Source organism: Streptococcus suis, assembly GCF_046032535.1.
Taxonomy (GTDB): Bacteria; Bacillota; Bacilli; order Lactobacillales; family Streptococcaceae; genus Streptococcus; species Streptococcus suis_AK.
Genome location: NZ_JARQPL010000004.1, coordinates 23,815 through 48,522, shown reverse-complemented (window position 1 = coordinate 48,522; position 24,708 = coordinate 23,815). Strand labels below are relative to the sequence as shown.

The window sequence follows — 24,708 nt, the reverse complement described above, 5'->3', positions numbered from 1 at the left end:
GTTCTTAATCAAAAGGGGAGGGAGTAATAAATCTCCAACTCCTCCCCCTTTATTTATTTTTGATAGAAGAAGGTAGGCATATGGTTAAAACATTACCAAAAGATTTTATATTTGGTGGAGCAACTGCTGCATATCAAGCAGAGGGTGCCACAAAGACAGATGGAAAAGGTCGTGTTGCATGGGATAAGTATCTAGAAGATAATTACTGGTACACTGCAGAACCAGCTTCTGATTTTTATAATCGTTATCCAGTTGATTTAGAACTAAGTGAACAATTTGGGGTAAACGGCATTCGTATTTCAATTGCTTGGTCTCGTATCTTCCCAACAGGCTTTGGAGAAGTGAATCCAAAGGGAGTAGAGTTTTACCATAAATTATTTGCGGAATGCCATAAACGTCACGTAGAACCATTTGTAACGCTTCATCATTTTGATACACCAGAGACACTACATTCTAATGGTGACTTTCTAAATCGAGATAACATTGAACACTTTGTCAATTATGCAGCGTTTTGCTTCAAAGAATTCCCTGAAGTTAATTACTGGACAACCTTTAATGAAATTGGCCCAATTGGTGACGGTCAGTATCTTGTTGGGAAGTTCCCGCCAGGTATTCAGTATGACTTAGCTAAAGTATTCCAATCTCATCACAATATGATGGTCTCACATGCCAAGGCAGTTAAGCTCTACAAGGATGCTGGTTATAGTGGAGAAATTGGTGTTGTACATGCATTGCCAACGAAATATCCTTATGATCCAACCAATCCAGACGATGTCCGTGCAGCGGAACTTGAAGATATTATTCACAATAAATTTATCCTAGATGCAACATACTTGGGTTACTATTCTGAAAAAACACTTGAAGGTGTTCGCCATATTCTGAAAGTAAATGGTGGGGAATTAGACCTTCGTGATGAAGACTTTGCTGCCTTAGATGCCGCAAAAGATTTGAACGACTTCTTGGGCATCAATTACTATATGAGTGATTGGATGAGAGCTCATGATGGAGAAACTGAAATTATCCATAATGGCAAAGGTGAAAAGGGAAGTTCTAAGTATCAAATCAAAGGAGTTGGTCGTAGAGAGTCCCCAGTTGATATTCCAAAAACGGACTGGGATTGGATTATCTATCCACAAGGTCTTTATGACCAAATTATGCGTGTGAAAAATGACTATCCAAACTATAAGAAAATCTACATCACTGAAAATGGTCTAGGTTATAAAGATGAATTTGTAGATGGTACAGTCTATGACGATGGTCGAATTGATTATGTGAAAAAGCATTTAGAAGTGATTTCAGACGCTATCTCAGATGGTGCCAATGTTAAAGGCTATTTCATCTGGTCCTTGATGGATGTATTTTCTTGGTCAAATGGATACGAGAAACGATACGGCTTGTTCTATGTTGATTTTGAAACCCAAGAACGCTATCCAAAGAAAAGTGCTTATTGGTATAAAAAAGTAGCGGAAACACAGGTTATTGAATAAAAATAATACAAGGATGCCTAGCTCAAGTTAGTATCCTTGTTTTCATATAAGGGAGGCAGTTTTTATGTTCGAATTAAAAAATGAGAACGTAACAGTACAATTTTCTGAATTAGGTGGGCAAATTATTTCAATAAAAGATACTGATGGTGTCGAGTATCTTTGGCAAGGAGATCCGACCTATTGGAGCGGTCAAGCACCAGTTCTATTTCCGATTTGTGGAAGTTTACGAAATGATTGGGCTATTTTTGAACCTGCAGAAAGACCGACATTTACAGGTACAATTCCAAGGCATGGACTTGTACGAAAAATGATGTCCAAAAATGTAAGAAGAACTGAAAATTCTTTGGAATTTTCTATTTCATCAAATGAGGAAACCATAAAAAATTACCCATTTGAATTTGAACTTTCCATTAACTACTCACTACTTGGCAATACAATCCGAACTGAATATCGGGTTAAAAATCTTGAAGGATATAGAAAGCTACCTTACTTTATTGGGGGTCATCCAGGTTTTAATTGTCCTTTGTTGGATGGTGAGAGTTATGAAGACTATTATTTAGAATTTGAAAAAGTAGAATCCTGTACAGTTCCAAGAAGTTTTCCAGAAACTGGCTTACTTGATCTGCGAGATCGCCGTCCATTCTTGGAAAATCAAAAGATCTTGGACTTGTCCTATCAACTGTTTGAGCACGATGCCATAACATTGGATCAATTAGTATCACGAAAGGTAACTTTGAAATCCAAAAATCATCAGAAGACTCTTTCGATTGCATTTGATGATTTTCCGTATTTAGTGATTTGGTCAACTACAAATCAGAGTCCTTTTATCGCTTTAGAACCATGGAGCGGACTCTCTACATCACTGGAAGAATCTGACATATTCAATGCCAAACGAAATATTAGTTACGTCGCTCCTAAAGAAGTTGATACAAAACATTTTGATATTATTATTGAGTAAACTTTTGAAAATGTTTGCTCGTTACAGAAATTTGGTAAAATAGTTCATATGATGAAAAAACTAAAAAATAGTAAGCCACGATGGTTTATTCTTATTTGTATCCTAATTTTTCTTGCTTTAGGTTTTGACAGTCGGCTTCAAGTAACTCATTACAGGCTTGTTAGTCCCAAAATATCTCGACCAGTCAGACTTGCTCTAATTACTGATTTACACTCATCAAATTACGGTAAAAACCAGATACAAATCTTGGAAGTATTAGAGAAAGAAGGCCCAGATATCATTTTATTAGGTGGAGATATTTTTGATGATGAACTTTCGGACAGAAAAACACTAGAACTGTTGAGTGGGCTAAGTAAATTTAATCATACTTACTATGTGTCAGGTAATCATGAAATATGGAGTAATCGATATGAACAGATGCTAGAACATCTGCGACAACAGAATGTAGCCATATTATCTGGAAATACTAGTAGAGTTGATATAAGGGGGCAGTCAATCACTATTTCAGGCATTGACGATCCTGAATATTTTCAAAAGTATGATACTGGTGTGAATTTGCTAGACCAACTTGAAGACATAAAAGGGAAGCAAATAAGTACCGACTTTCAAATTTTACTAGCGCACCGCCCAGAACTAGTTGATACGTATCAAAAGTATGGATTTGATTTAGTATTATCAGGTCATGCACATGGAGGACAATGGAGAATACCTTATTTGGTTAATGGTGTATTTGCACCTAATCAAGGATTTTTTCCGAAATATGCAGGTGGTTTATATGAATTTGAAAACTCGCATTTTATTGTAAGCAGGGGTCTGGCCAAAGAATCTACACGAGTACCAAGATTTTTTAATCGCCCAGAAATTATCGTTGTAGATCTTGTTAATCAGTAATTTTGCTCTTTTCCAATCACTCAAAAACCCCACTGACTTTAATTAGCCAGTGGGGTTTATTACTTATCCGAATCAAAATCTTATTTCAAAAAAGGTAGTGAAAAAGGTAGTGATTCGACTGATTTGTACTGCAATGTAATGAAAGTGCATCTTTCAAAAATCGCTTAAAATCAAGGTTTCTACCGCCAATTGACGTGTAGTGAATCCCTATTTCACATCAGTAAAGATTAAGTATTGTCTATTTTAGCTGTTAGAAACGTTTATATATCAACGTTTTTGTAATGTTCCTTAGTAAAAGGTAGAGTGAATGGTAGAGTAGTTATTGCGTTAGTTCAGCAATCTTTTCAAGATAAATACCCACAGCTTCTAACATTCGTTGAGGTGCTAATTCAGCGTAAGTATCCATTGTTATCCTAGTTGATTAAAAAAATCTCTGATTTCCTCATCTTTTATAAAATAATATATAATTTTCCCCTCTCTTCTAGTGTCCAAGATGTTTTGATTGGCTAGTTTACGAAGATGGTGGGAGGCAGATGCCATACTGAGATTTAGTAAACAGGCTATATCGCAGACACAGAGTTCTTCAACAGCAAGGAGATAAAAGATGATATTTATCTGTTTATTATCAGTAAACTTTGATAAAATGCGAAGTGATTTTTGGACTTTTTCCTTTTCAAGGTAGTTCGTTGCGGTTGTAACATTTTGTTGATTAATAACATCCACTTGACAGATACTATCTTTTTTCATAATTTTTTCTCCTAGCCTAACACAGCCCATAGCATGTCAAAGCTGTTGTTTTCAATCAGGATATATATCCCCAATCCTAAATAGACAACGGCAATAAACCATCTGCTATATTTTTCCAAAGTTTCTCCAACAGAAGGGACTTGTGCCAATTTTTGGGCAGAGAAAACCAAGAGATAAATCATGACTAGAAAGGTAAGTAAAGCCACTATCAAATTTGCTAAATTTAAGGTAGTAAAATATGGGACAAAGACACCAATATTGTCAGCACCACAACTTGCAAAAGTAATCATAGCGACTAGAAAAATCAGGTTTTTATTATCTTTGCTCAAACCTTCTTTGGCAATAGCTTCTCCATCAGAATCTCCTAAAAGTAAAACTTTGAGGCCTAGGAAAATTGGAATCAAACCGAGCAAACCTAAAATCTCTTTACTAGGAATATAATCTAAGACAAATGTAAAAAGTAAACTTAGCAATATTAGACTAACAGAGCCTAGAAATTGTCCTAAATAGATGTTAATGATGTCTTTTCTGCTTTTTCTTTTGGCAAAAAATAACATTAGGATAATAAGTAAGTCTACGGCTGTCCCAGAATAAAGGATTATTGAAGTAACAACATTTTGAATCATGAAACACCTCATTCAAATATATTTTTGAATGAATTTTAACATTAAACTTTGTAGATGTCAACTTAAAATCCACCAAAATATAGATAAGAAGTTAGTGTACCAAATATTAAAAAGCCCTGCCATCGAAATGATAGCAGGGCTTAACTTCAATATCCAAATGATATGTTTATCTAAAAAAGGTAGAGTAAAAGGTAGAGTTTTAATTGATTTGTAGCACTATTTATTGAAATTCAAAAAATCAAAAATCGCTTTAAATCAATGTTTTGACGTCTAATGACGTGTAGTGAACCCCTTACTTAACTTCAGTAAAAATAACGTGTTTACGCAATTTTGGTGAGTATTTTTTCAATTGAAGACGGTCTGGAGTGTTACGTTTGTTTTTTGAAGTAAGGTACAAACGCTCACCAGATTCTTTGTGTTCAAGTGTAATATTTACGCGCATGGTATCTCCCTTCTATTATTCAGCTGAAGCAGCCTTAGCGATTTTACGTCCTTTGTAGTATCCTTTCAAAGATACACGGTGTGAACGTGAGTAATCTCCAGTATTTTCATCAAATTTCACAGTTGGAGCTGCTACTTTATAGTGAGTACGACGTTTGTTTTTCTTCGCTTTTGAAGTGCGACGTGCAGGTACTGCCATTTCTTTCTTCCTCCATTAAATGTCAGGGCCAAGCCCCTTTTAAATCTAAAAATAGTGCGTATGACTTTCGCCAACTTTAACAGTATAACAAAAGTTTTTTGTAAAGTAAAGTTACTTGACAGATTTTTTGAAAAAAATTTGTTCAATTGTATTTTCCTATTTTTATTTAAGTATTGCACTTAATTTTTCTTCCCCCCAAATTTTTTGACAAACTTCTCAAAAATCATGCAAAAAACTTGACAAAAGCCCTGCTATACTAGTATAGCAGGGCTTGACACTTCGGCCAAGCCCTTCCTATTAGCTTAAACAGGAGGAAATAATGAAAAAGAACAAGTATATATATGGCACAATCGCGGCAACTACTGCTATCACTCTTGCAACCGTTGGTGCGTCTACCGTATCAGCAGACACACAATATGATATTTTCTTAAACCGTGTGACTGGTGAGTGGCAAACTGTTAACCACGCCACAGGCGAAATTGTAAAATCTGAACCAAATGGAACTTACTCTTCTTATGAAGAAGCTCAAGCATCATTGACAACATCAACTGTTGAGGCTCCAGTTACAACTGAAACACCAACAGCGGAAACACCTGTTGCAGAAACACCTAAAACATCAGCTGATGTTAAACCAGCTCTTGACGCACAACAAGCTGTTGTTGATGCTACTGCTCAAGATGCAACTAACGCTCAAGCTGATGCAGACACCGCTAACCAAGCGGTTGCAACTGCTCAAGCAGACGTTGATACTGCAACACAAGCAGTCAAAGACGCTGAAGCAAATACCGTAAACGCAACACCAGAAAACATTGCTGCAAACCAAGCTGACCAAACAGCTAACCTTGCAGACCAACAAGCAAACGCTACAGAAACAGATGAAGTTAACGCTGAAATTGCTGACCAAACTGGTAAAGTCGCAGACGCTCAAACTGCTGTTGATACTGCCCAAGCAGAAAAAGACGCAGCTGATGCTACTGTCACTGCTAAAGAAGCTAACGTAAAAGCAGCACAAGATGCACTCTCAGGAACTGGACTTGCTGAAGCTCAAGCTAACCTTGATAATGCAAGCAAAGCTGTTACAGATGCTAAAGCTAACGTTAATACTGCAACCCAAGCCGTTGAAGACGCTAAGAAAGCTGACGCAGACCGTGATGCAAAAATCAAAGCTGCTGAAACTGAGGTTGCTGTAAAATCAGACGCTGTTGATACAGCAAAAGCAAAATTGACAGCTGCTCAAGATGAGTCTAAAACAACAACTGACGCACTCAATAAAACAAATGATGCTGTCAAATCAGCACAAGATGCTCTTGCTCTTGCAAATGTTGATACTGTTACGTTCACAGGAACTAAACAAGACATTGACAATTTTAAAGAATCACTCAATATGTGGAACCAAAACAAAACCGACCAATTGTGGAAAAACACATTGATCGGCGATGGTGTCAAAATGGCACAAGGTTTTAACACAACTATTAGTCCAGCTGACAAAAACAAAATTGTCAACTTTAATGCCTTAACAGATGAACAAATACAAGAACTTGCACTTTATAATCTACAAGTCGTAAACGCTGTTCGTGAACAACTTGATTTGCCTAAACTCGAATTAAATACAGGTTCAATAAAAGCGGCTCAAGACCAAATGGACAAGTACGTAGCTCGCAACAAAAATATCTTAACATTTGGTCATTTACCAGGCGATTACTTTGGCGAAAACGGTGGCCCAATTGCACTGGCTAAATATGGCACATCAATGACTATGTACGATGTGAAACAAGCAATTTACGAATTTGTAATGGTTCAAGCCTTTATGGATGCGCCATCGAACTGGGGTCACTCAAAGAATCTCCAAACAGGAGCATCTGATTTTGGTGCATCATTTGGTATCATTGCTGGTGAGTTATACTCAATCAGCGTATTTGGTATCTACACAGGCACCCCAATCACCAATCCAAACAACCCAGCTACACTTCAAGCAGCTCTTACTAAAGCACAAGCTGAACAATCAGCAGCACAAGCCGCATCCGATACTGCTCAAGCAAATCTTGTAAAAGCAAGTTCCGATTACGCTACCGCACTTGAAGCAAAAACCGCAGCAGAAAAAGCTCTTGCTGATGCTACTGCAACACCGCTTCAAACACAGGTAGCAGAAAATAACCTACGTCTTGCAACAATTGCTCTTCAAAATGCTGAAGTTCGCAAGGCAGATGCACAAAAAGCAGTTGACAATTTCTCAGCTGATTTGGCAACTAAGAAAGCCGCACTTGATACAGCTAAGGCTGACCTTGCTCAAGCACAAGCTACTGCTACTGCAAAAGCTGAAGCTCTTGAAACAGCTAAGACTGAACTTGTTAAACAACAAGCTACACTTGATAGCTTGAATAAAGATAAAAACGCTCTTCTTGCAGAAAAAGACCGCTTGGTTGAAGAAGCTAAAGCACTTGCTACTGAGTTGAAAGGTTATCTTGAAGCACCAGCTATTCTTGCTAACGCTCAAGCAACACTTACTGAAAAGCAAGCGGCTCTAACTGAAGCACAAGCTAAAGCTGAAACAGCACAAAACAAACTTGAAACTGTTACTGCTAAACTTGCAGCAGAAGAAAGCAAATTGGCTGAACTTCAAGCTGAGTACAACAAACTCAAAGACCTTGAAGACAAAGCAAAAGATAATGTAATTGCAACACTTCCAGACGGAACAGTGATTGCAGTACCAAAAGATGCACCAACTGCTGTTGAAAGACCAGCTATCAACATTGATGCAGTCAAAGACGCTATTACTAAAGGTCAAGATGTGAAGGTTGTTGACGGTAAGGTTGTGGTGACAAACCCACAAGCAGGTGTCACCGTCACACCACAAGGTATTACTTACTCACGTGTAGAACGTGCTAAGACCTTGCCAAACACAGGGGAGCAAACAAGTCTGTTGGCACTCGCAGGTGTGTCAGTATTGTCTAGCCTTGGTCTTGCAAGTGCAAGAAGACGCAAACAAGGATAGATGGCTATAATGAAAAAATCTTCTTACTAAGGATAGTAGGAAGATTTTTTGGATTGCCAAAATTATTGAAAAGCTTGTTCTATTCCGACAGTTTTGGGGAATTTTTAATGATTTCTTTTACCGTTAATTGGAATGGTGATGTTTATTGAGAAGGGTTAAAATAGAAAAAAATCTAGGACTTTGCTAAAATAGTCAAAAAAGAAAATACTTGACAGCATATATATATAATGGTTATAGGACAAGTTCCAATTATTCAATATAAAGGAGAACTGTATGAAAACAGTTGGAAAGTTTTTTGCGAAAAAGTTGGCTAGCCTCTTAGTCTTGCTGCTGGTTTTAGGTATAGGTATTTTCTGGTTTAGAAATAGTATTCTGGTATGGTTCCAGGGGACCCATAAGGTTCAATATGAGTTTGTCATTAAGAAGTTTGAAGCGGAAAGCAAGCTGGTTGTAGCAGGTGCTGAGGTGGACACGACTGCCAACCAGACCTTTGAAAACAATAAATTAAAGGAATGGCCAGACTGGACAGAACCGATTACCAAGCTCTTTGTAGGACGTGAGATGACTGTTGATATTCCTGTGCAGACGGAGTTCAAGTTGGTCTTGGAAGGGATTGGTCAGTCAGATGTTCAGATTCAAAATAATACCTTGACCTTCAAGAAACCTGTGCTTGTCGAAGTTGATTCTCAGCAACACGGAGAAATCAAAATCAGCAATAATAGCAATGGCCTGCTAGACAAGGCGGTCGATGTCTTCACTTCTGGACAAAAGGCCCAGGAATTTCTAAATGATAAATCCCAAGAAGCCATTTACAAGACAAGTGAGGAGGTGTTGAATGATGTGGAACGCCAAGAAAAAGTAGCGGTCTTTGCAGAAATAGCCTTAGAAAACCTCCTCAATCTCAATTCAGAAGAAAAACTTGAGGTTGAAATCGAAGTGGCTGACTTGAATTTCCAGATTGTAGACAAGAAATAGCTTTTTAAACAAGGTCGTGTCAGTAGGCACGGCTTTTTGTCTGCCCTGCCATTTCCAAAAAAGCCCAAAATATGATAAAATAAAGGACAAGATTTAGAGAAATGAGAAATTCCATGAAACTTCAAAAACCTAAAGGAACACAGGATTTACTACCGCAGGATTCTGCCAAATGGCAGTATGTGGAAAATTTTACCCGCAACATTTTCAAACAGTACAATTACGCTGAGATTCGCACACCGATTTTCGAACATTATGAGGTGATCAGCCGTTCGGTTGGCGATACGACAGACATTGTGACTAAGGAGATGTACGATTTCTATGACAAGGGAGAGCGTCATATCACCCTCCGTCCAGAAGGGACAGCACCCGTTGTTCGTTCTTATGTAGAAAATAAGCTCTTTGCTCCAGAAGTGCAAAAGCCAGCTAAGTTCTATTACATGGGCCCAATGTTTCGCTATGAGCGTCCGCAGGCAGGTCGTCTCCGTCAGTTCCACCAGATTGGTGTGGAGTGCTTTGGTTCCAATAACCCAGCGACAGACGTAGAAACCATTGCTATGGCCTATCACTTCTTTGAGGAGTTGGGGATCAAGGACATCCGCCTCCACCTCAACAGTCTGGGCAATCCAGAGAGCCGTGCCGCTTATCGCCAGGCTTTGATTGACTATTTGACGCCGCTCAAGGAACAGTTGTCTAAAGATAGCCAGCGCCGTTTAGAAGAAAATCCTTTGCGTGTGTTGGATTCCAAGGAAAAAGAAGACAAGGCTGCAGTGGAAAATGCACCGTCCATCTTGGACTATCTGGATGAGGAAAGTACAGCTCATTTTGAAGCGGTCAAGACTATGTTGGATAGTTTAGGAATTGCCTACACCATCGACACCAACATGGTGCGTGGTTTGGACTACTATAACCATACTATTTTTGAGTTTATGACAGAGATAGGTGGCAACGACCTGACCATCTGTGCCGGCGGTCGTTATGATGGTTTGGTGACCTACTTTGACGGACCTGAAACACCAGCTTTTGGCTTTGGCATGGGGATTGAGCGCCTCATTCTAGTCCTTGAAAAGCAAGGCATCGAGCTCCCTCTCGACACCCAGCTAGATGTCTACATCGCAGTTTTAGGTCAGGAGGCCAATGGCGGAGCACTCGAGTTGATTCAAGCCATCCGCAAGCAAGGCTTCCGAGCAGAGCGAGATTACCTTGACCGCAAGCTTAAGGCCCAGTTTAAGTCAGCAGATGTCTTTGGAGCTAAGACCATTATCACACTTGGTGGAAGTGAGATTGAAACCGGACAGGTTGTGGTTAAAAATAACCAGACAAGAAGTCAAGTTGAAACAAGCTTGGAAGCACTCAAAACAGATTTTGCAAGTATTTTAGAAGAATTGGAGAAGCAGTAGTTTAGGCTGCTTCTTTTTTATTTTAGAAATCAAAAAAAGAAGCGATTGGATAATCACTTCTTGAAAATAGTGGAGAACGCATTAGTGTGAGTGGCAGAAGTCAAGTACCATACGGCCTTGGATAGTACCTGCAGCCATTTCATCAAAGACTGCTTCGGCATCTTCGACTGGACGTTTTTGAACGACTGGAACAACTAGTCCCATAGCACCGAAGTGGAAGGCCTCTTCTAGGTCTTTACGAGTACCAACCAGAGAGCCGACAACCTTGATACCATCTAGTACAGTTTTCACAATGCTGAGATCCATATATTCAGATGGAAGGCCGACTGCAACTACGTAGCCACCTGCACGAACGCTGTCAATAGCCTGGTTGAAGGCAACCTTAGAAACAGCCGTTACGACAGTTGAGTGAGCACCGCCACCAGTTACTTCCTTGATATAGCCAGGCACGTCTTCCACTTCAAGACCATTGATGATGACATCTGCACCGACTTCCTTGGCTAATTCCAATTTATCATTATTGATATCTACAGCAATAACGTGGGCATTGAACACTTTTTTAGCGTATTGTACAGCAAGGTTTCCGAGTCCGCCAGCACCATAGATAGCGATCCATTGACCTGGTTCCAAGTGAGCTTCTTTAATCGCTTTGTAGCAAGTAACGCCAGCACAAGTGATAGAACTTGCTTGAGCTGGATCAAGACCTTCTGGAACTTTTACTGCATAGTCTGCTGTTACAATACATTGCTCAGCCATACCACCGTCAACAGAGTAGCCTGCATTTTTTACAGTACGGCAGAGAGTTTCGCGACCGGTTGTACAATATTCACACATACCACAGCCTTGGAAGAACCAAGCAACGCTGACACGGTCGCCGACCTTCAAGCTGGTCACATCAGGAGCAATTTCAGTCACGATACCGATACCTTCGTGACCAAGAACGCGACCAGGAACCTTACCAAAATCACCATTGGCAACGTGGAGGTCAGTATGACAAACACCACAGTACTCAATTTGGACCAAAGCTTCGCCAGCTTCAAGTGGACGAAGTTCTTTTTCAACAACGACAACACCAGTAGATTCTGGATTAACAACAACTGCTTTCATGGCAGACCTCCTATTTATTGTAGCACATTTTTTGAATGTGTTAATATAGATATTTTCTTGTTAATAATATCACAAAAACAAAAATAAAGCAAGTATATCAATAGATTTAAATTAATATCTATAAATGGAAAAAACCAGAAATTTATCCAAACTTTTTCAAAAAAATCTATTTACATGGAAGCGTTTTCTTGATAAACTAGTATCGTAAATGTTAGAGAAAGAATAAATGATAAAGATTTGTCTTACTTTATGTATTTTTCGACCAAACAAAGCAGAAACAAATCTGAATGTTTTCTGAAAGCAGGAAAAAGTAAGCGCTTTCCAAAACAAAACAGAAAAAATGTGAAAAAATTAACAATTTCTCTTTACAAATAAAATAAAAAATAGTAGAATAACATTGTGAAAAAGTTAACAAATAGTTAGCGAGTATATTTGGAGGAACACAATGGCTGATAAAAAAGTAGTATCACCAGAAGAAAAGTTGGTAGAAGCGCGCAAGCACGTCGATGAGCTTGTTCAAAAAGGTTTGGTTGCTCTTGATGAGTTCCGTAAACTTGGTCAAGAAGAAGTAGACTATATTGTAGCGAAAGCTTCGGTTGCAGCCCTTGATAAACACGGTGAATTGGCAATGCACGCCTTTGAAGAAACCAAGCGTGGTGTATTCGAAGACAAGGCTACTAAGAACTTGTTTGCCTGTGAGCACGTTGTCAATAACATGCGCCACACGAAAACTGTTGGTGTTATCGAAGAAGATGAAGTGACAGGTTTGACTTTGATTGCTGAGCCGGTCGGTGTTGTTTGTGGTATCACACCAACAACAAACCCAACTTCTACAGCAATCTTTAAATCATTGATTGCACTTAAAACACGTAATCCAATTGTCTTTGCCTTCCACCCATCTGCACAGGAATCATCAGCACACGCAGCTCGTGTTGTCTATGAAGCAGCTGTGGCAGCTGGTGCCCCTGAAAACTGTATCCAGTGGATTACAAAACCATCTATGGAAGCAACGTCTGAGTTGATGAAACATGATGGTATTGCAACAATCCTTGCAACTGGTGGTAACGCAATGGTGCGTGCAGCTTACTCTTGTGGTAAACCTGCCCTTGGTGTAGGTGCAGGTAACGTTCCAGCCTATGTTGAAAAATCAGCAAATATTCGTCAGGCAGCACATGACATCGTTATGTCTAAGTCATTTGACAACGGTATGGTCTGTGCGTCAGAACAAGCAGTTATCATTGATAAAGAAGTTTACGATGAGTTTGTAGCAGAATTCAAATCTTACAAAACTTATTTCGTTAATAAGAAAGAAAAAGCTCTTCTTGAAGAATACTGCTTCGGTGTGAAAGCTAACAGCAAAAACTGTGCTGAAGGTAAATTGAACGCAGACATCGTTGGTCGTCCAGCTGCATGGATTGCTGAACAAGCTGGTTTCTCAGTACCAGAAGGTACAAACATCTTGGCAGCTGAGGTTGCTGAAATCGGTGAAAAAGAACCATTGACTCGTGAGAAATTGTCACCTGTTATTGCCGTCTTGAAAGTTGATGGTCGTGCAGAAGGTCTTGAAGCAGCTCGCCAAATGGTTGAATTCCACGGTCTCGGTCACTCTGCAGCTATTCATACGGAAGACGCAGAATTGGCGAAAGAGTTTGGTACAATCGTACGTGCTATCCGTGTTATTTGGAACTCTCCATCTACTTTCGGTGGTATCGGTGATGTTTACAACGCATTCTTGCCATCATTGACACTTGGTTGTGGTTCTTACGGACGCAACTCAATCAGTGATAACGTAAGTGCTATGAACTTGCTCAACATCAAGAAAGTAGGAAGACGTAGAAATAATATGCAATGGTTTAAAGTTCCTTCTAAAACATACTTCGAACGTGACTCTATCCAATATCTCCAAAAATGCCGTGACGTTGAACGTGTCATGATCGTTACAGACCGTGCCATGGTAGAACTTGGATTCCTAGATCGTATCATCGAACAATTGGACCTTCGTCGTAATAAAGTTGTTTATCAAATCTTCTCAGACGTTGAGCCAGATCCAGACATCACAACGGTTTATAAAGGTACAGAATTGATGCGTACCTTCAAACCAGATACAATCATCGCACTCGGTGGTGGTTCACCAATGGATGCTGCCAAAGTTATGTGGCTCTTCTACGAACAACCAACAGTTGATTTCCATGACCTAGTTCAAAAATTCATGGATATCCGTAAACGTGCCTTCAAGTTCCCAGAACTTGGTAAGAAATCTAAGTTTATCGCGATTCCAACAACATCAGGTACAGGTTCAGAAGTAACACCGTTCGCCGTAATCTCTGATAAAGCAAACAACCGTAAATACCCGATCGCTGACTACTCATTGACACCAACTGTGGCAATCGTTGACCCAGCACTCGTATTGACAGTACCTGCACACGTTACAGCAGATACTGGTATGGACGTATTGACTCACGCTACAGAAGCATACGTTTCAACAGTAGCAAACGACTTTACAGATGGTTTAGCACTTCAAGCTATCAAACTAGTATTTGAAAACCTTGAAAGCTCAGTGAAGAATGCTGACTTTGTATCACGTGAGAAAATGCACAACGCATCCACTATGGCAGGTATGGCCTTCGCCAACGCATTCCTAGGTATTTCTCACTCAATGGCTCATAAGATTGGTGGACGTTTCCATACTGTTCACGGTCGTACAAACGCTATCTTGCTTCCATACGTTATCCGCTACAACGGTACTCGTCCAGCTAAGACAGCTACATGGCCTAAGTACAACTACTATAAAGCAGATGAAAAATACCAAGACATCGCTCGTCTTCTAGGCTTGCCATGCTCAACACCAGAAGAAGCTGTTGCAGCATACGCACAAGCAGTTTACGACCTCGGTGAACGCATCGGTATCCAAATGAACTTGAAAGCACAAGGTATCGACGAGAAAGAACTCAAAGAACACTCTCGCGAATTGGCTCTTCTTGCCTACGAAGATCAATGTACCCCAGCTAACCCACGTCTAGCAATGGTTGACCACATGCAAGAAATCATCGAAGATGCTTACTACGGTTACAAAGAACGTCCAGGTCGCATCAAGTAAGGATTTTCGTCACGATACATCGTTAAAGCTCCTTGCCTAACTTTAGTTATGCCTACGTCGCTTTGCCTTGTCTCGTTTAGAAAATCATTCCTTGATGGTTTGGGTAGTTTCGTCAATCTGCCTAGAAAGACTTAGGACTAGAATTATTTCGGTCGTTCGTCTTGTCTCGTTTAGAAAATCATCTCTTGATGGTTTGGGTAGTTTCGTCAATCTGCCTAGAAAGACTTAGGACTAGAAAAAGTCTAGGTAGGAGTAGCAAATCGTATCCTACTCAGTTGAATGGAGTACGATTTATAGGTAAATTGCCTCCAAATATCGTAAGACAATCCTCTATTGAAAAATAGGGGATTGTTTGTTTAGAAATAATGGTGGAGATTCTGTAAAAAGTGAAAGTGGTTGGAAAGTTAGGGTTTAGCCGAGAAAAAGAGACTTTTCTATCTATCTTTCACAATTTTCTGTCAATTTATGGTAAAATAGAAAAAATAGATTTTTTATGAGGGATACCATGACATTAGTATATCAATCAACACGCGATGCCAAAAATACCGTATCGGCTAGTCAGGCGATTTTGCAGGGCTTGGCGACTGACGGTGGCTTGTTTACACCGATTTCTATTCCAACAGTTGACTTGGATTTTTCAGTTCTCAAAGACGCTTCTTATCAAGAAGTTGCCAAACTGATTTTGTCAGCTTTCTTGGATGATTTCACGGCAGATGAACTGGACTACTGTATCAACAATGCCTACGATAGCAAGTTTGACACACCAGCTATTGCCCCAGTGGTTAAGCTAAAAGGTCAATACAACCTAGAGCTCTTCCGAGGTTCAACCATTGCCTTTAAGGATATGGCACTGTCTATCCTGCCTTACCTGATGACGACTGCGGCTAAAAAGCACGGTTTGGAAAATGAGATTGTCATCTTGACTGCGACTTCAGGCGATACGGGCAAGGCAGCCATGGCTGGTTTTGCAGACGTTCCTGGCACGCAAATCATTGTCTTCTATCCACGCGACGGGGTGTCTAAGGTCCAGGAATTGCAGATGACTACGCAGACGGGGGCTAATACCCACGTGGTGGCCATTGACGGAAACTTTGACGACGCCCAAACCAACGTCAAGCACATGTTCAACGATGAGGCTCTTCGTGCCAAGTTGGCGGCGAAGAAGCTCCAGTTTTCATCAGCCAACTCCATGAACATCGGCCGCTTGGTGCCACAGATTGTTTATTATGTCTATGCCTACGCTCAGCTGGTTAAGACTGGCGAGATTAAGGCAGGAGACAAGGTCAACTTCACCGTTCCGACAGGTAACTTCGGTAACATCTTGGCGGCTTACTACGCTAAGCAGATTGGCTTGCCAGTTGGCAAGCTCATCTGTGCGTCCAACGACAACAATGTCCTAACCGACTTCTTCTCGACAGGCGTTTACGACAAGAACCGTACCTTCCGCGTGACCACCAGTCCGTCCATGGACATCTTGGTGTCCTCGAACTTGGAGCGGTTGATTTTCCACCTCTTTGGCAATGACGCTGCAAAAACAGCTGAGTTGATGGAAGCCTTGAACACATCTGGTCAGTATGACATTCAAGGGGCTGACGCGGATATCCTCTCTCTCTTTGCTGCCGCCTTTGCGACAGAAGAAGAAACTGCTGCGGAAATCAAGCGTGTCTATGACGAGTCAGACTACATTGAAGATCCACATACGGCTGTTGCCTCAGCTGTCTATAAACAGTATGTGGAGCAAACGGGGGACCAAACTCCGACTGTGATTGCTTCTACAGCAAGTCCGTACAAGTTCCCAGTAGTTGCGGTTGAAGCGGTGACAGGCCAGTCAGGCTTGACTGACTTTGAAGCCCTTGCCAAACTGCATGAGATTTCAGGTGTAGCCCTGCCACCAGCTGTGGACGGCTTGGAAACAGCACCTGTCCGCCACACTACCGTTGTTGCAGCAGCAGCTATGCAGGCTGAGGTAGAACGCTATTTGGGTGTTTAATTTCGATTCATTTTATGACAAACTGCTCATTTTGAACAGTTTGTTTTCTTTTTGTTGTTTAAATTAAAATTTACAGATAATTCAAAGAATGATATACTATAATGGAATATGTTTTAGAGAGGTAAACAATGGCACAAGAAGAAAAAATTTCTCGTGAAAAGAAAAAAGCCCTCTTGAAGCGGCTCAAAGAACGCATCAAGCCCAAGATGAAGCTGGTCTATTTGGCGGCCTTTCTATCCTGGGTGCAATTTTTGATGCGGATTATTTCCTTCTACCTGATTGCTAAGGGTTTTGTGACCTACTATGAGGGCGGACAGGTTGATTTAGTACGGTTTGTCCTCATCTTGCTAGGTCTCAATGCCTTTGGTTATGGTGCGGCTTTGATTGCTAAGCGTTTGCAGGGCTTGGGTTCCCAGTTTGCTCGGGATTCGCTCAAACAGTCCTTCTTCGAGGCTCTCTTGGCCAAGGACGGTCAGTTTGAGTCAAAAGCGACAGCGGCGGATGTCTTTAACATCGCTTCCCAGGGGATTGATAGTCTGGATACCTACTATTCTTATTACATGGCTTCTTCCTTGCGGACCCAGTTCAACTGTGCGACGGTTCTTTTGCTGGTTTTTCTGATTTTCCCGCTGGGTGCGGTCATTTTCATCTTGGCCTTGCCCCTAATTCCCATTTCCATTATCGCTATGCAGAAGCGGTCCAAGCGGATCATGAATCGCTATTGGGGTTCCTACATGGATGTGGGCAATCTTTTCCTGGATGACCTCAATGGTCTCAACACCCTCTATTCCTATCAGGCAGATGCGACTTATGAAAAGACCTTTAATGAGCAGGCTGAAGACTTCCGCGATGCGACCATGGAGCTACTCAGCTTTCAGTTGCAAGCGGTGGGCTACATGGATGCGGTCATGTATCTGGGGATTGGCTTGTCTGGTTTTGTGGCGGTTAATAGCCTAGCGGCAGGTAATCTCTCCCTCTTTAGTATGCTTTTCTTTGTCCTCATTGCGACGGAGTTTTTTGCACCCATACGGGAGCAGGGCTACGGTATGCACTTGGTTATGATGAATACCAAGATGGCGGATCGCATTTTTGGTTTCTTGGACAGCATGACAGCGGAGCAGGAAATCGATGCTGCCCATGTGCCTGCTTTTGACAGTCTGAAACTGGAAAATCTGGCCTTTGCCTACGGAGAAAAGCCAGTCCTAGAAGATATTTCCATGACCATGACGGCTGGAAAGGTCTATGCCTTGGCCGGTGAGTCAGGGCAGGGGAAAACGACCTTGGCCCAGCTGCTCTTGGGACGCTTGCGGGCGGATAAGGGAGCTATTTTCTTGGGTGAGCAGGAGATTTCGACTGTTAGCCAGTTGTCTCTGAATGAGCAGGTCCTCTATGTATCGGGCCAGTCAACCCTACTCAACCAGTCTATCTATGATAACTTGCGGATGGCTTGTGACTGGTCCAAGGAGGACATCTTGGCTTGGGCAGATCAGCATGGGGTCTTGCGGTTTGTCAAGAATTTGCCAGACGGTTTGGATACGATTGTGGGTGATGACGGTGCTTTCTTGTCGCCTGGTCAACGCCAGCAGGTTATCTGTGCCCGTGCGGTCTTGGCCAAACGCTCGCTCTATATCTTTGACGAGGTGACGTCCAGCGTCGATCAGGACAATGAAGGCTTGATTTACGACCTCATTAACTTGGTGGCCAAGGATGCGATTGTGATTATTATTACACATAAGATGAAACAAGTGGAGCAGGCAGATGACATCCTCTTCCTGTCTGCGGAGGGGGCTGTGACAGGCAATCATGCTACGCTTTATCAGACTAGCTGGGCCTATGGTCAGCTGGTCGATCAACAAAGAGAATTGGAGGAAGCAGTTTATGGATAAGAAAGAAATGCCAACAAGTGTGCTGATTCCGAGACTCTTGCAGTCCATGAAGCACCTCTTGCCACGGATTGCGGTGGCGGTTTGCTTTGCGGTCTTGGGACAGGTGGTGACCATTGCTATTCCAGTTACGCTGGTCTATCTGGCTTTTGATGCCCTTACTGGCAATCCTGCTCCGCTATGGACCTTGGGAATACTCATTCTCCTAGCGCTTTTCCGTGGTGCCTTCCGCTACGGTGAGCATTACTTTGGTCATTATGTGGCCTTTCATACGCTGGCGGCCTATCGTCGTTTGATTTTCGCAAAACTGCGGGCCTTGGCTCCTGGGAAATTGGACCGACAGGACAGTGGTAGCCTGCTTAAGATGATTGGGGAGGACATTGAGGCCTTGGAGGTTTTCTTTGCCCATACCATTGCTCCCATTTGTACAGGGATTCTAGTGGCTCTTGGTTTGACGGTCTATTTTGCGCTATCCAGCTGGGGCTTGTCCCTCTTGGCTCTAGTGACCTATGCTCTGTTGGCAATTGCTATTCCAAATCAGTTTGCCAAGCAGCTGGAACCCTTGCTCAAGGAACAAAATGCTAGCCGTAAGGGCTATGTTTTCTACTTTATCGAAAGTCTCAAAAGCATGAAGGACCTGATGCAGTTCCAGCAGACAGATGCTCGGTTTGCCAATCTGACACAGAAAAGTCAAGAGGTCAATGGTCAGGAGCGAAAGGTTGCCCAGACCAACTTTATGCAGTATGCTGTTTCCTTTTTGGTGGTAGGCCTGTCTATCATGGGCTTTGCCTGGCTGACTTTTGACTTGGTCGGCAGTCAGAGCTTGGACTTAGCGACGGGAGTAGCCCTTCTGGTGTCCTTTACCAGTTCCTTTGCTCCCTTCTTGGAGCTCAGCCGTCTGCCTCTTGGTTTCAAGCGGGCTATGAATGCTGGTCGGAACATCTATGCTCTTTTGGATGAAAAAGAAGCAGAGCGAACAGGTGACTTGGTTGAGGTCAGCGTGACGGATATTGCTATTGAGCAAGTTGACTTCGACTATGATGAGCGAGAAACAGGGCTTTATCGCAACCTGTCTGTTCAGTTTGAACAGGGAGGCATCATCGGTCTGGTCGGTGAGTCTGGTGCAGGAAAATCCACTTTGATGAAACTAATTATGCGGTGGTATGACTGGCAGCAAGGTCAAATCAACCTGTCTGGCTTGGATAGTCGGAAGGTGGACAAGGCACATTTACAAGGCTCCTTTGCCTATGTGCCTCAGGTACCGCAAATCTTCCGCCAGACCATTCGAGAAAATCTCCTCTTGGGTCGGACGGATGTGTCGGATGAAACCATTATGGACTTGGCAGAAAAATGCCATATGAAAGAACGGATTTTAGCAGCACCGCAGGGCTTGGATACGATTGTAGAAGCCAGTGACTTTTCAGCAGGAGAAGGACAACGCTTGGAACTCATGCGGGCCCTGCTCAAAAATGCAGACTGCTATATCTTTGATGAGCCGACCAGTAACTTGGATTCGCTCAATGAAGCTCGTTTTATCCAGCTGGTCAAGGCACACTGTCAGGGCATGGTCTTCTTGATTTCCCATAGAAGCTCAACCATGGCTTGTGCGGATAGAATCTTCCGCTTGGAAGACGGACAATTAGTAAAGGAACGATAAATGAAACAATTAAAAATGAAGGACCTCATGGTGACGGGGGCTTTTGCTGGTTTGTATTTTCTGTGTGTGGGTCTGGGGACCTTGATTGGTGTCTTTTTTGACCGGTCAGGCAATATGATGTACGCTCCGGCTTTTGCGGCACTCTTGGCTGGTCCGGTTTATATGCTCTTGATTGCCAAGGTTGGCAAGTTTGGCTCTATCAGTCTGGTCGGTGCTGTCATGGCCTGCTTCTTTTTCCTGTCAGGCTATATGACAGCGGCCTTTCTGCCTAGTTTAACCTTTGGCTTGCTGGGGGATTGGGTGGCCAAGCTGGGTGCTTATAAGAACAAATGGAGCAACCTCCTGAGTTTTGCGGTCTTCTCTTTTGGCAATTTGGGGCCCATTATTCTCATGTGGCTCATGCGAGATGCTTATGAGGCCAATCTCTTGGCGCGTGGTAAGTCGGCTGAATATGTGGCTCGTGTTATGCTAGACTTTACACCGGGAAATGTCCTCTGGTTATCTTTTACCATTATCTTGGCAGCTAGTCTGAGCGGCCTTTTTGGACAATATATGGTCAAACGCTATTTTGACCGTTCAGGTTTGGTCTGATGAAATTAGATGCACGCAGTAAAATTCTCTTGGTCGTGTTCACCAGTCTGACTTATGGAATGCGGCTGAGCGGACTGGAAAATGCAGTCTTGGTCTGTGGACTGAGCCTGCTTTTCTGGTTTTCTGGAAAGCGGAAAATGGCTATAATGAGTCCGATAGCCTATTCTATTTTTTGTCTGTTATCCTATATTACATTTTTTCCAGCATGGCTGACGCATTTGTTGCTTGTATTGACCTATACATGGCCTCCGCTTTTGGCAGGACATCTATTGCTGATGACGACAAGTGGTTACGAACTCATTCATGGCTTACGGAAATGGCACCTGCCAGAGGTATTTCTTTTGACGTTGGGAGTAATGTTTCGTTTCCTACCTGCCATTAAACAGGATGCTCGTACGATTTGTGCCTCTTTGAAGGTTAGAGGAATTTTTTTACGGAAGAGAGATGTGGTTTGTAAGCCACTCCAGTACATGGAGTTTTTCTTGGTTCCCTTGATGATGTCTCTCTTGCGAACAGCTCAGGAATTGACAGTAGCCAGTCTGACAAAAGGTTTGGCTGTATCTACAAAATCACCTGCATATATTCGGTCGTCTTGGACCGTGCTAGATTGGAGTCTTTGCTTATGTTGTCTCGGTTTTCTGATTCTCGTCCGGCTGTGACGGTAAAAAATGTAGCATTAACTTATTCAGGGGCAGATAAACCAGCCTTGCAGATAGAGGATTTGACCATTCCAGAAGGCCAGTGTGTTGTTTTATGTGGGCAGAGTGGCTCTGGGAAGTCTAGTTTTCTCAAGGTACTGAATGGTTTGACGCCAGAATATTATCCTGCTCAGCTTTCGGGACAAATTTTCTTAGGGGACTTGGATTTACAAAAATCTAGTCTGGAAGAAACATCTCGGCACATTGCTTCAGTCTTTCAGCATCCGTCTACTCAATTTTTTCATAGTCAGGTCTTGCAGGAATTGGTTTTCCCTTGTGAAAATCAGGGTTTGTCAAGAGAAGAAATCGAGAATCGCCTGGCTTGGGTTATGGAATTATTTGGTTTGGCTTCTCTTAGCCAGCGAACGATTTCCAGTCTATCAGGTGGTCAGCAACAACGTCTAGCCTTGGCCGTTGCAGCTATGCAAGGGACAGGTGTCTTGGTTTTAGATGAGCCGACTGCCAACCTAGATCAGGAAGGGATTGCGATTGTACAGGACATCTTGAAAACTTTAAAAAGCCAAGGAAAGACCATCATTATTGCCGAGCATAGACTGTCTTATCTCAGTCAGTTGGCAGATCGCTATTTATATTTTCAAGATGGGCAAGTGGTGACGGATTATCTAGCAGATGAGTTTTTAAGTCGGACAGAAGAATGCCGTCAGGATATGGGACTGCGTTGTTATGACTCGGAGCCTTATGGGCGGGCAATAGCGGAGCTGGCGGACCAGTTTGTTAATGATAAAGAGGGGTTACTTGTTGAAAATTTATCGGTAAGTCAGAAAGAGAATACTCTCTATGAGATTGAAAAACTTTGCTTGGCACCAGGACAGGTGGTGGGTTTGGTTGGATCGAATGGTTCTGGAAAAACAAGCCTTGCTCGTTATCTGGTCGGTTTAGCGGAAGATAAGAAGAGTAGGATTTCTTGGCAAGGTCAAACCTTGTCTGGTCGCCAGAGATTGGAAAAAACAGCTTTTGTTATGCAGGATGTTCGACTCCAACTATTTGCGGAAAATGTTAAGCGAGAACTTACTCTTGGAAGGAAAAATAGAGCTGTCGATGAACATTTGGTAGCTCGTTTTGGTCTATCGGAGTTGTTGGAGAGGCATCCGGTTAGTTTATCGGGTGGTGAACAACAGCGCGTGATGATAGTGGCCAGCTTACTGGCAGATAAGGAAATTTTCATTTTTGATGAACCGACGAGCGGTTTGGATTTGAGACGAATGCAGCAAGTTGCTTCCGCTTTAGTAGACTTAAAAATGAAGAATAAGTTGGTTTTGTTAATTTCTCACGATGAAGAGCTATTGAATCTGGTTTGTGATAAAATAGTAGATATTAAACAGTTGAAATAGTGATTATGAACAAACAAACCTATAAAGAAATTTTAACCATTGCCTTTCCAGCCATGGGGGAAAACCTTCTCCAGATGTTAATGGGAGTAGTAGACTCTTATCTAGTAGCCAGTATTGGCATCGTAGCTTTGTCTGGAGTTTCCCTTGCTAATAATATTTTAGCCGTCTATCAGGCGGTTTTTATTGCCCTAGCAGCAGCGGTGTCTTCTCGTTTGGCTCAGTCTTTGGGTGAAGGGGGTTCAGAAGGCATTGGAGGAACTGCTAGTGAAAGTGTCAAGTTTACAGTTTTTATCGGTCTCCTTTTAGGAATTTTTTCAGTTCTGGCAGGTCCAATAGTACTTACTAGCTTGGGGGCAGAGTCAGAAGTGGTACAGGCTGGAGGTCTTTATTTGATATTGGTTGGTGGGGGAGCACCTTTTTTGGGACTCATGACAAGTTTGAGTGCAATCTTACGAACCTTGGGGGAACCACGTTTTCCTATGTATATCAGCCTGCTCTCAAACGTTCTAAATGCACTATTTTCAGCATTTGCAGTCTTTGTGCTTCATGCAGGTGTAGCTGGAGTTGCGATTGGCACGGTATTATCGCGGTTGATTGGTTGTAGCCTGCTTTGGTCTCGCTTACCAATTTCTTTAAAACCATGGACCTGGTCCTTTGATAAAGAACTGCTTAGACTTGCCCTGCCAGCAACTGGTGAACGGTTGATGATGCGGGTGGGAGATGTGATAGTCGTGGCTTTGATTACCAGCTTAGGAACAGCGATGGTAGCTGGAAATGCGATTGGAGAAACCCTGACACAGTTTAACTATATGCCGGCTTTAGGGATTGCTACCGCTACAATCATCCTTACAGCAAAACACAGACAGGATAAGGCTATGGTTCGACATATTTTTCGAACAAGCTTTGGCCTCTCTTTGCTGTTTATGTTTTTGGTGGCTGGTGTGACTTATTTTGCGGGGCCTTTCCTAATCAGTCTTTATACTAAGGATATTCAAGCGGTACAAGCTAGTCAAACAGTATTATTTTATGCCATGTTGGGAGTTCCCTTTACAGCAGGCACTCTTATTATGACAGCTCTTTGGCAAGGTTTGGGAAATGCTAGATTACCCTTTTATGCCACAACTATCGATATGTGGCTAGTGCGGATTGGCATAGCTTATTTACTTGTAACATTTTTTAAAATCGGTTTGTCAGCCATTTGGATTGCAACGATTTTAGATAATGCCTTCCGAGCAGGGGTGCTATTTTTTCAGTATAGGTATTCAAAACAAGAATCAATTTAAGATAAGGCTAAGAAAACTTTTAGTTTCTTTTAAGTTTGTAGCTATATACTATATTCAAGCTAGAAATAGCGAAATTCTTTTCACCTAAAGGTGTCCCTATCTCTAAGTCGCAAGCGACAAAGAGCTAGGTATCATATAATCTCCAGAGGACAGTCGGCTGTGGTCGGCTGTTTTCGTGTTTCGGCATATTTTGGAAGTTTGTTTAGTTTATATTCGTCCATCTTTTCACCTAAAGGTGTCCCCATCTCTAAGTCGCAAGCGGCAAAGAGCTAGGTATCACATAATCTCTAGAGAACAGTCGACTGCAGTCGACTGTTTTCGTGTTTCGGCGCATTTT

Annotated in this window: 20 protein-coding genes; 15 read left to right on the top strand and 5 right to left on the bottom strand. The window is 42.1% G+C overall.

What is annotated here, in order from left to right; translation table 11 throughout:
• The first annotated feature begins 80 nt into the window (after window positions 1–80).
• The 3 genes from lacG to P7J58_RS02340 all read left to right on the top strand — a co-directional run bounded on the left by lacG (window position 81) and on the right by P7J58_RS02340 (window position 3,336).
• Window positions 81–1,487 carry a 6-phospho-beta-galactosidase gene (gene lacG, locus P7J58_RS02350; RefSeq protein WP_105212242.1) on the top strand — a complete coding sequence of 469 codons (1,407 nt, stop codon included), beginning with the start codon at window positions 81–83 and terminating at the stop codon, window positions 1,485–1,487.
• A 64-nt stretch (window positions 1,488–1,551) separates the two neighbouring features.
• Complete coding sequence (locus P7J58_RS02345) at window positions 1,552–2,445, top strand: aldose 1-epimerase family protein (protein ID WP_408555557.1); 894 nt, start codon at window positions 1,552–1,554, stop codon at window positions 2,443–2,445.
• A 48-nt stretch (window positions 2,446–2,493) separates the two neighbouring features.
• The gene (locus P7J58_RS02340; RefSeq protein WP_408555558.1) at window positions 2,494–3,336 is read left to right on the top strand and encodes a metallophosphoesterase; all 843 of its coding nucleotides are present in this window, start codon (window positions 2,494–2,496) and stop codon (window positions 3,334–3,336) included.
• Between the two features lie 408 nt (window positions 3,337–3,744).
• On the opposite strand, the gene cadX is transcribed toward P7J58_RS02340, so the two are convergent.
• Entirely contained in the window at window positions 3,745–4,083 is a 339-nt protein-coding gene (cadX, locus tag P7J58_RS02335; protein WP_000711078.1) for a Cd(II)/Zn(II)-sensing metalloregulatory transcriptional regulator CadX, read from the bottom strand.
• Between the two features lie 11 nt (window positions 4,084–4,094).
• Complete coding sequence (locus P7J58_RS02330) at window positions 4,095–4,709, bottom strand: CadD family cadmium resistance transporter (RefSeq protein WP_408555559.1); 615 nt, start codon at window positions 4,707–4,709, stop codon at window positions 4,095–4,097.
• A 28-nt stretch (window positions 4,710–4,737) separates the two neighbouring features.
• On the opposite strand from P7J58_RS02330, the gene P7J58_RS02325 reads away from it, so the two are divergent.
• Window positions 4,738–4,923 carry a FanG protein gene (locus tag P7J58_RS02325; RefSeq protein ID WP_408555560.1) on the top strand — a complete coding sequence of 62 codons (186 nt, stop codon included), beginning with the start codon at window positions 4,738–4,740 and terminating at the stop codon, window positions 4,921–4,923.
• A 78-nt stretch (window positions 4,924–5,001) separates the two neighbouring features.
• Here the strand turns inward: P7J58_RS02325 and rpmG are convergent, their stop codons facing one another.
• Both rpmG and rpmF read right to left on the bottom strand, forming a co-directional pair.
• Window positions 5,002–5,151, bottom strand: a complete 150-nt coding sequence (gene rpmG, locus P7J58_RS02320) for a 50S ribosomal protein L33 (RefSeq protein ID WP_002262412.1) — start codon at window positions 5,149–5,151, stop codon at window positions 5,002–5,004.
• 15 nt (window positions 5,152–5,166) lie between these two features.
• The gene (rpmF, locus tag P7J58_RS02315) at window positions 5,167–5,349 is read right to left on the bottom strand and encodes a 50S ribosomal protein L32 (RefSeq protein ID WP_408555561.1); all 183 of its coding nucleotides are present in this window, start codon (window positions 5,347–5,349) and stop codon (window positions 5,167–5,169) included.
• A gap of 319 nt (window positions 5,350–5,668) precedes the next feature.
• On the opposite strand from rpmF, the gene P7J58_RS02310 reads away from it, so the two are divergent.
• From P7J58_RS02310 to hisS, 3 genes are all read left to right on the top strand, one after another.
• Window positions 5,669–8,341, top strand: a complete 2,673-nt coding sequence (locus P7J58_RS02310; RefSeq protein WP_408555562.1) for an SEC10/PgrA surface exclusion domain-containing protein — start codon at window positions 5,669–5,671, stop codon at window positions 8,339–8,341.
• A 273-nt stretch (window positions 8,342–8,614) separates the two neighbouring features.
• Complete coding sequence (locus tag P7J58_RS02305; RefSeq protein ID WP_408555563.1) at window positions 8,615–9,316, top strand: hypothetical protein; 702 nt, start codon at window positions 8,615–8,617, stop codon at window positions 9,314–9,316.
• 113 nt (window positions 9,317–9,429) lie between these two features.
• On the top strand, window positions 9,430–10,713 hold the full coding sequence (gene hisS / locus P7J58_RS02300; RefSeq protein ID WP_222336588.1) for a histidine--tRNA ligase: 1,284 nt from the start codon (window positions 9,430–9,432) through the stop codon (window positions 10,711–10,713).
• An 81-nt stretch (window positions 10,714–10,794) separates the two neighbouring features.
• On the opposite strand, the gene adhP is transcribed toward hisS, so the two are convergent.
• On the bottom strand, window positions 10,795–11,820 hold the full coding sequence (gene adhP, locus P7J58_RS02295; RefSeq protein WP_024380130.1) for an alcohol dehydrogenase AdhP: 1,026 nt from the start codon (window positions 11,818–11,820) through the stop codon (window positions 10,795–10,797).
• 445 nt (window positions 11,821–12,265) lie between these two features.
• Here adhP and adhE point away from each other — a divergent pair, with 445 nt between their 5' ends.
• From adhE to P7J58_RS02255, 8 genes are all read left to right on the top strand, one after another.
• Complete coding sequence (adhE, locus tag P7J58_RS02290; protein ID WP_014637416.1) at window positions 12,266–14,917, top strand: bifunctional acetaldehyde-CoA/alcohol dehydrogenase; 2,652 nt, start codon at window positions 12,266–12,268, stop codon at window positions 14,915–14,917.
• 505 nt (window positions 14,918–15,422) lie between these two features.
• On the top strand, window positions 15,423–16,907 hold the full coding sequence (gene thrC / locus P7J58_RS02285; RefSeq protein WP_408555564.1) for a threonine synthase: 1,485 nt from the start codon (window positions 15,423–15,425) through the stop codon (window positions 16,905–16,907).
• Between the two features lie 128 nt (window positions 16,908–17,035).
• Window positions 17,036–18,793, top strand: coding sequence for an ABC transporter ATP-binding protein/permease (locus tag P7J58_RS02280; RefSeq protein WP_408555565.1), 1,758 nt, complete (start codon window positions 17,036–17,038; stop codon window positions 18,791–18,793).
• On the top strand, window positions 18,786–20,447 hold the full coding sequence (locus P7J58_RS02275) for an ABC transporter ATP-binding protein (protein ID WP_408555566.1): 1,662 nt from the start codon (window positions 18,786–18,788) through the stop codon (window positions 20,445–20,447). The genes P7J58_RS02280 and P7J58_RS02275 overlap by 8 nt, the downstream gene beginning before the upstream one ends.
• Window positions 20,448–21,038, top strand: coding sequence for an MptD family putative ECF transporter S component (locus P7J58_RS02270; RefSeq protein ID WP_205031357.1), 591 nt, complete (start codon window positions 20,448–20,450; stop codon window positions 21,036–21,038).
• Window positions 21,038–21,697, top strand: a complete 660-nt coding sequence (locus tag P7J58_RS02265) for an energy-coupling factor transporter transmembrane component T (RefSeq protein ID WP_408555567.1) — start codon at window positions 21,038–21,040, stop codon at window positions 21,695–21,697. The genes P7J58_RS02270 and P7J58_RS02265 overlap by 1 nt, the downstream gene beginning before the upstream one ends.
• Window positions 21,661–23,088 (top strand): ABC transporter ATP-binding protein, encoded by a 1,428-nt coding sequence (locus tag P7J58_RS02260; RefSeq protein ID WP_029187017.1) that lies wholly within the window; start codon window positions 21,661–21,663, stop codon window positions 23,086–23,088. The genes P7J58_RS02265 and P7J58_RS02260 overlap by 37 nt, the downstream gene beginning before the upstream one ends.
• 5 nt (window positions 23,089–23,093) lie before the next feature.
• A complete protein-coding gene (locus tag P7J58_RS02255) occupies window positions 23,094–24,371 on the top strand; it encodes an MATE family efflux transporter (RefSeq protein ID WP_408555568.1) in 1,278 nt (425 codons plus the stop codon).
• Window positions 24,372–24,708: the final 337 nt, after the last annotated feature.

Excerpts from the sequence above, each read along its gene's own strand:
- lacG (WP_105212242.1), top strand. The coding sequence starts at position 81 with ATGGTTAAAACATTACCAAAAGATTTTATATTTGGTGGAGCAACTGCT.
- P7J58_RS02345 (WP_408555557.1), top strand. The coding sequence starts at position 1,552 with ATGTTCGAATTAAAAAATGAGAACGTAACAGTACAATTTTCTGAATTA.
- P7J58_RS02340 (WP_408555558.1), top strand. The coding sequence starts at position 2,494 with ATGATGAAAAAACTAAAAAATAGTAAGCCACGATGGTTTATTCTTATT.
- cadX (WP_000711078.1), bottom strand. The coding sequence starts at position 4,083 with ATGAAAAAAGATAGTATCTGTCAAGTGGATGTTATTAATCAACAAAAT.
- P7J58_RS02330 (WP_408555559.1), bottom strand. The coding sequence starts at position 4,709 with ATGATTCAAAATGTTGTTACTTCAATAATCCTTTATTCTGGGACAGCC.
- P7J58_RS02325 (WP_408555560.1), top strand. The coding sequence starts at position 4,738 with ATGAATTTTAACATTAAACTTTGTAGATGTCAACTTAAAATCCACCAA.
- rpmG (WP_002262412.1), bottom strand. The coding sequence starts at position 5,151 with ATGCGCGTAAATATTACACTTGAACACAAAGAATCTGGTGAGCGTTTG.
- rpmF (WP_408555561.1), bottom strand. The coding sequence starts at position 5,349 with ATGGCAGTACCTGCACGTCGCACTTCAAAAGCGAAGAAAAACAAACGT.
- P7J58_RS02310 (WP_408555562.1), top strand. The coding sequence starts at position 5,669 with ATGAAAAAGAACAAGTATATATATGGCACAATCGCGGCAACTACTGCT.
- P7J58_RS02305 (WP_408555563.1), top strand. The coding sequence starts at position 8,615 with ATGAAAACAGTTGGAAAGTTTTTTGCGAAAAAGTTGGCTAGCCTCTTA.
- hisS (WP_222336588.1), top strand. The coding sequence starts at position 9,430 with ATGAAACTTCAAAAACCTAAAGGAACACAGGATTTACTACCGCAGGAT.
- adhP (WP_024380130.1), bottom strand. The coding sequence starts at position 11,820 with ATGAAAGCAGTTGTTGTTAATCCAGAATCTACTGGTGTTGTCGTTGTT.
- adhE (WP_014637416.1), top strand. The coding sequence starts at position 12,266 with ATGGCTGATAAAAAAGTAGTATCACCAGAAGAAAAGTTGGTAGAAGCG.
- thrC (WP_408555564.1), top strand. The coding sequence starts at position 15,423 with ATGACATTAGTATATCAATCAACACGCGATGCCAAAAATACCGTATCG.
- P7J58_RS02280 (WP_408555565.1), top strand. The coding sequence starts at position 17,036 with ATGGCACAAGAAGAAAAAATTTCTCGTGAAAAGAAAAAAGCCCTCTTG.
- P7J58_RS02275 (WP_408555566.1), top strand. The coding sequence starts at position 18,786 with ATGGATAAGAAAGAAATGCCAACAAGTGTGCTGATTCCGAGACTCTTG.
- P7J58_RS02270 (WP_205031357.1), top strand. The coding sequence starts at position 20,448 with ATGAAACAATTAAAAATGAAGGACCTCATGGTGACGGGGGCTTTTGCT.
- P7J58_RS02265 (WP_408555567.1), top strand. The coding sequence starts at position 21,038 with ATGAAATTAGATGCACGCAGTAAAATTCTCTTGGTCGTGTTCACCAGT.
- P7J58_RS02260 (WP_029187017.1), top strand. The coding sequence starts at position 21,661 with ATGTTGTCTCGGTTTTCTGATTCTCGTCCGGCTGTGACGGTAAAAAAT.
- P7J58_RS02255 (WP_408555568.1), top strand. The coding sequence starts at position 23,094 with ATGAACAAACAAACCTATAAAGAAATTTTAACCATTGCCTTTCCAGCC.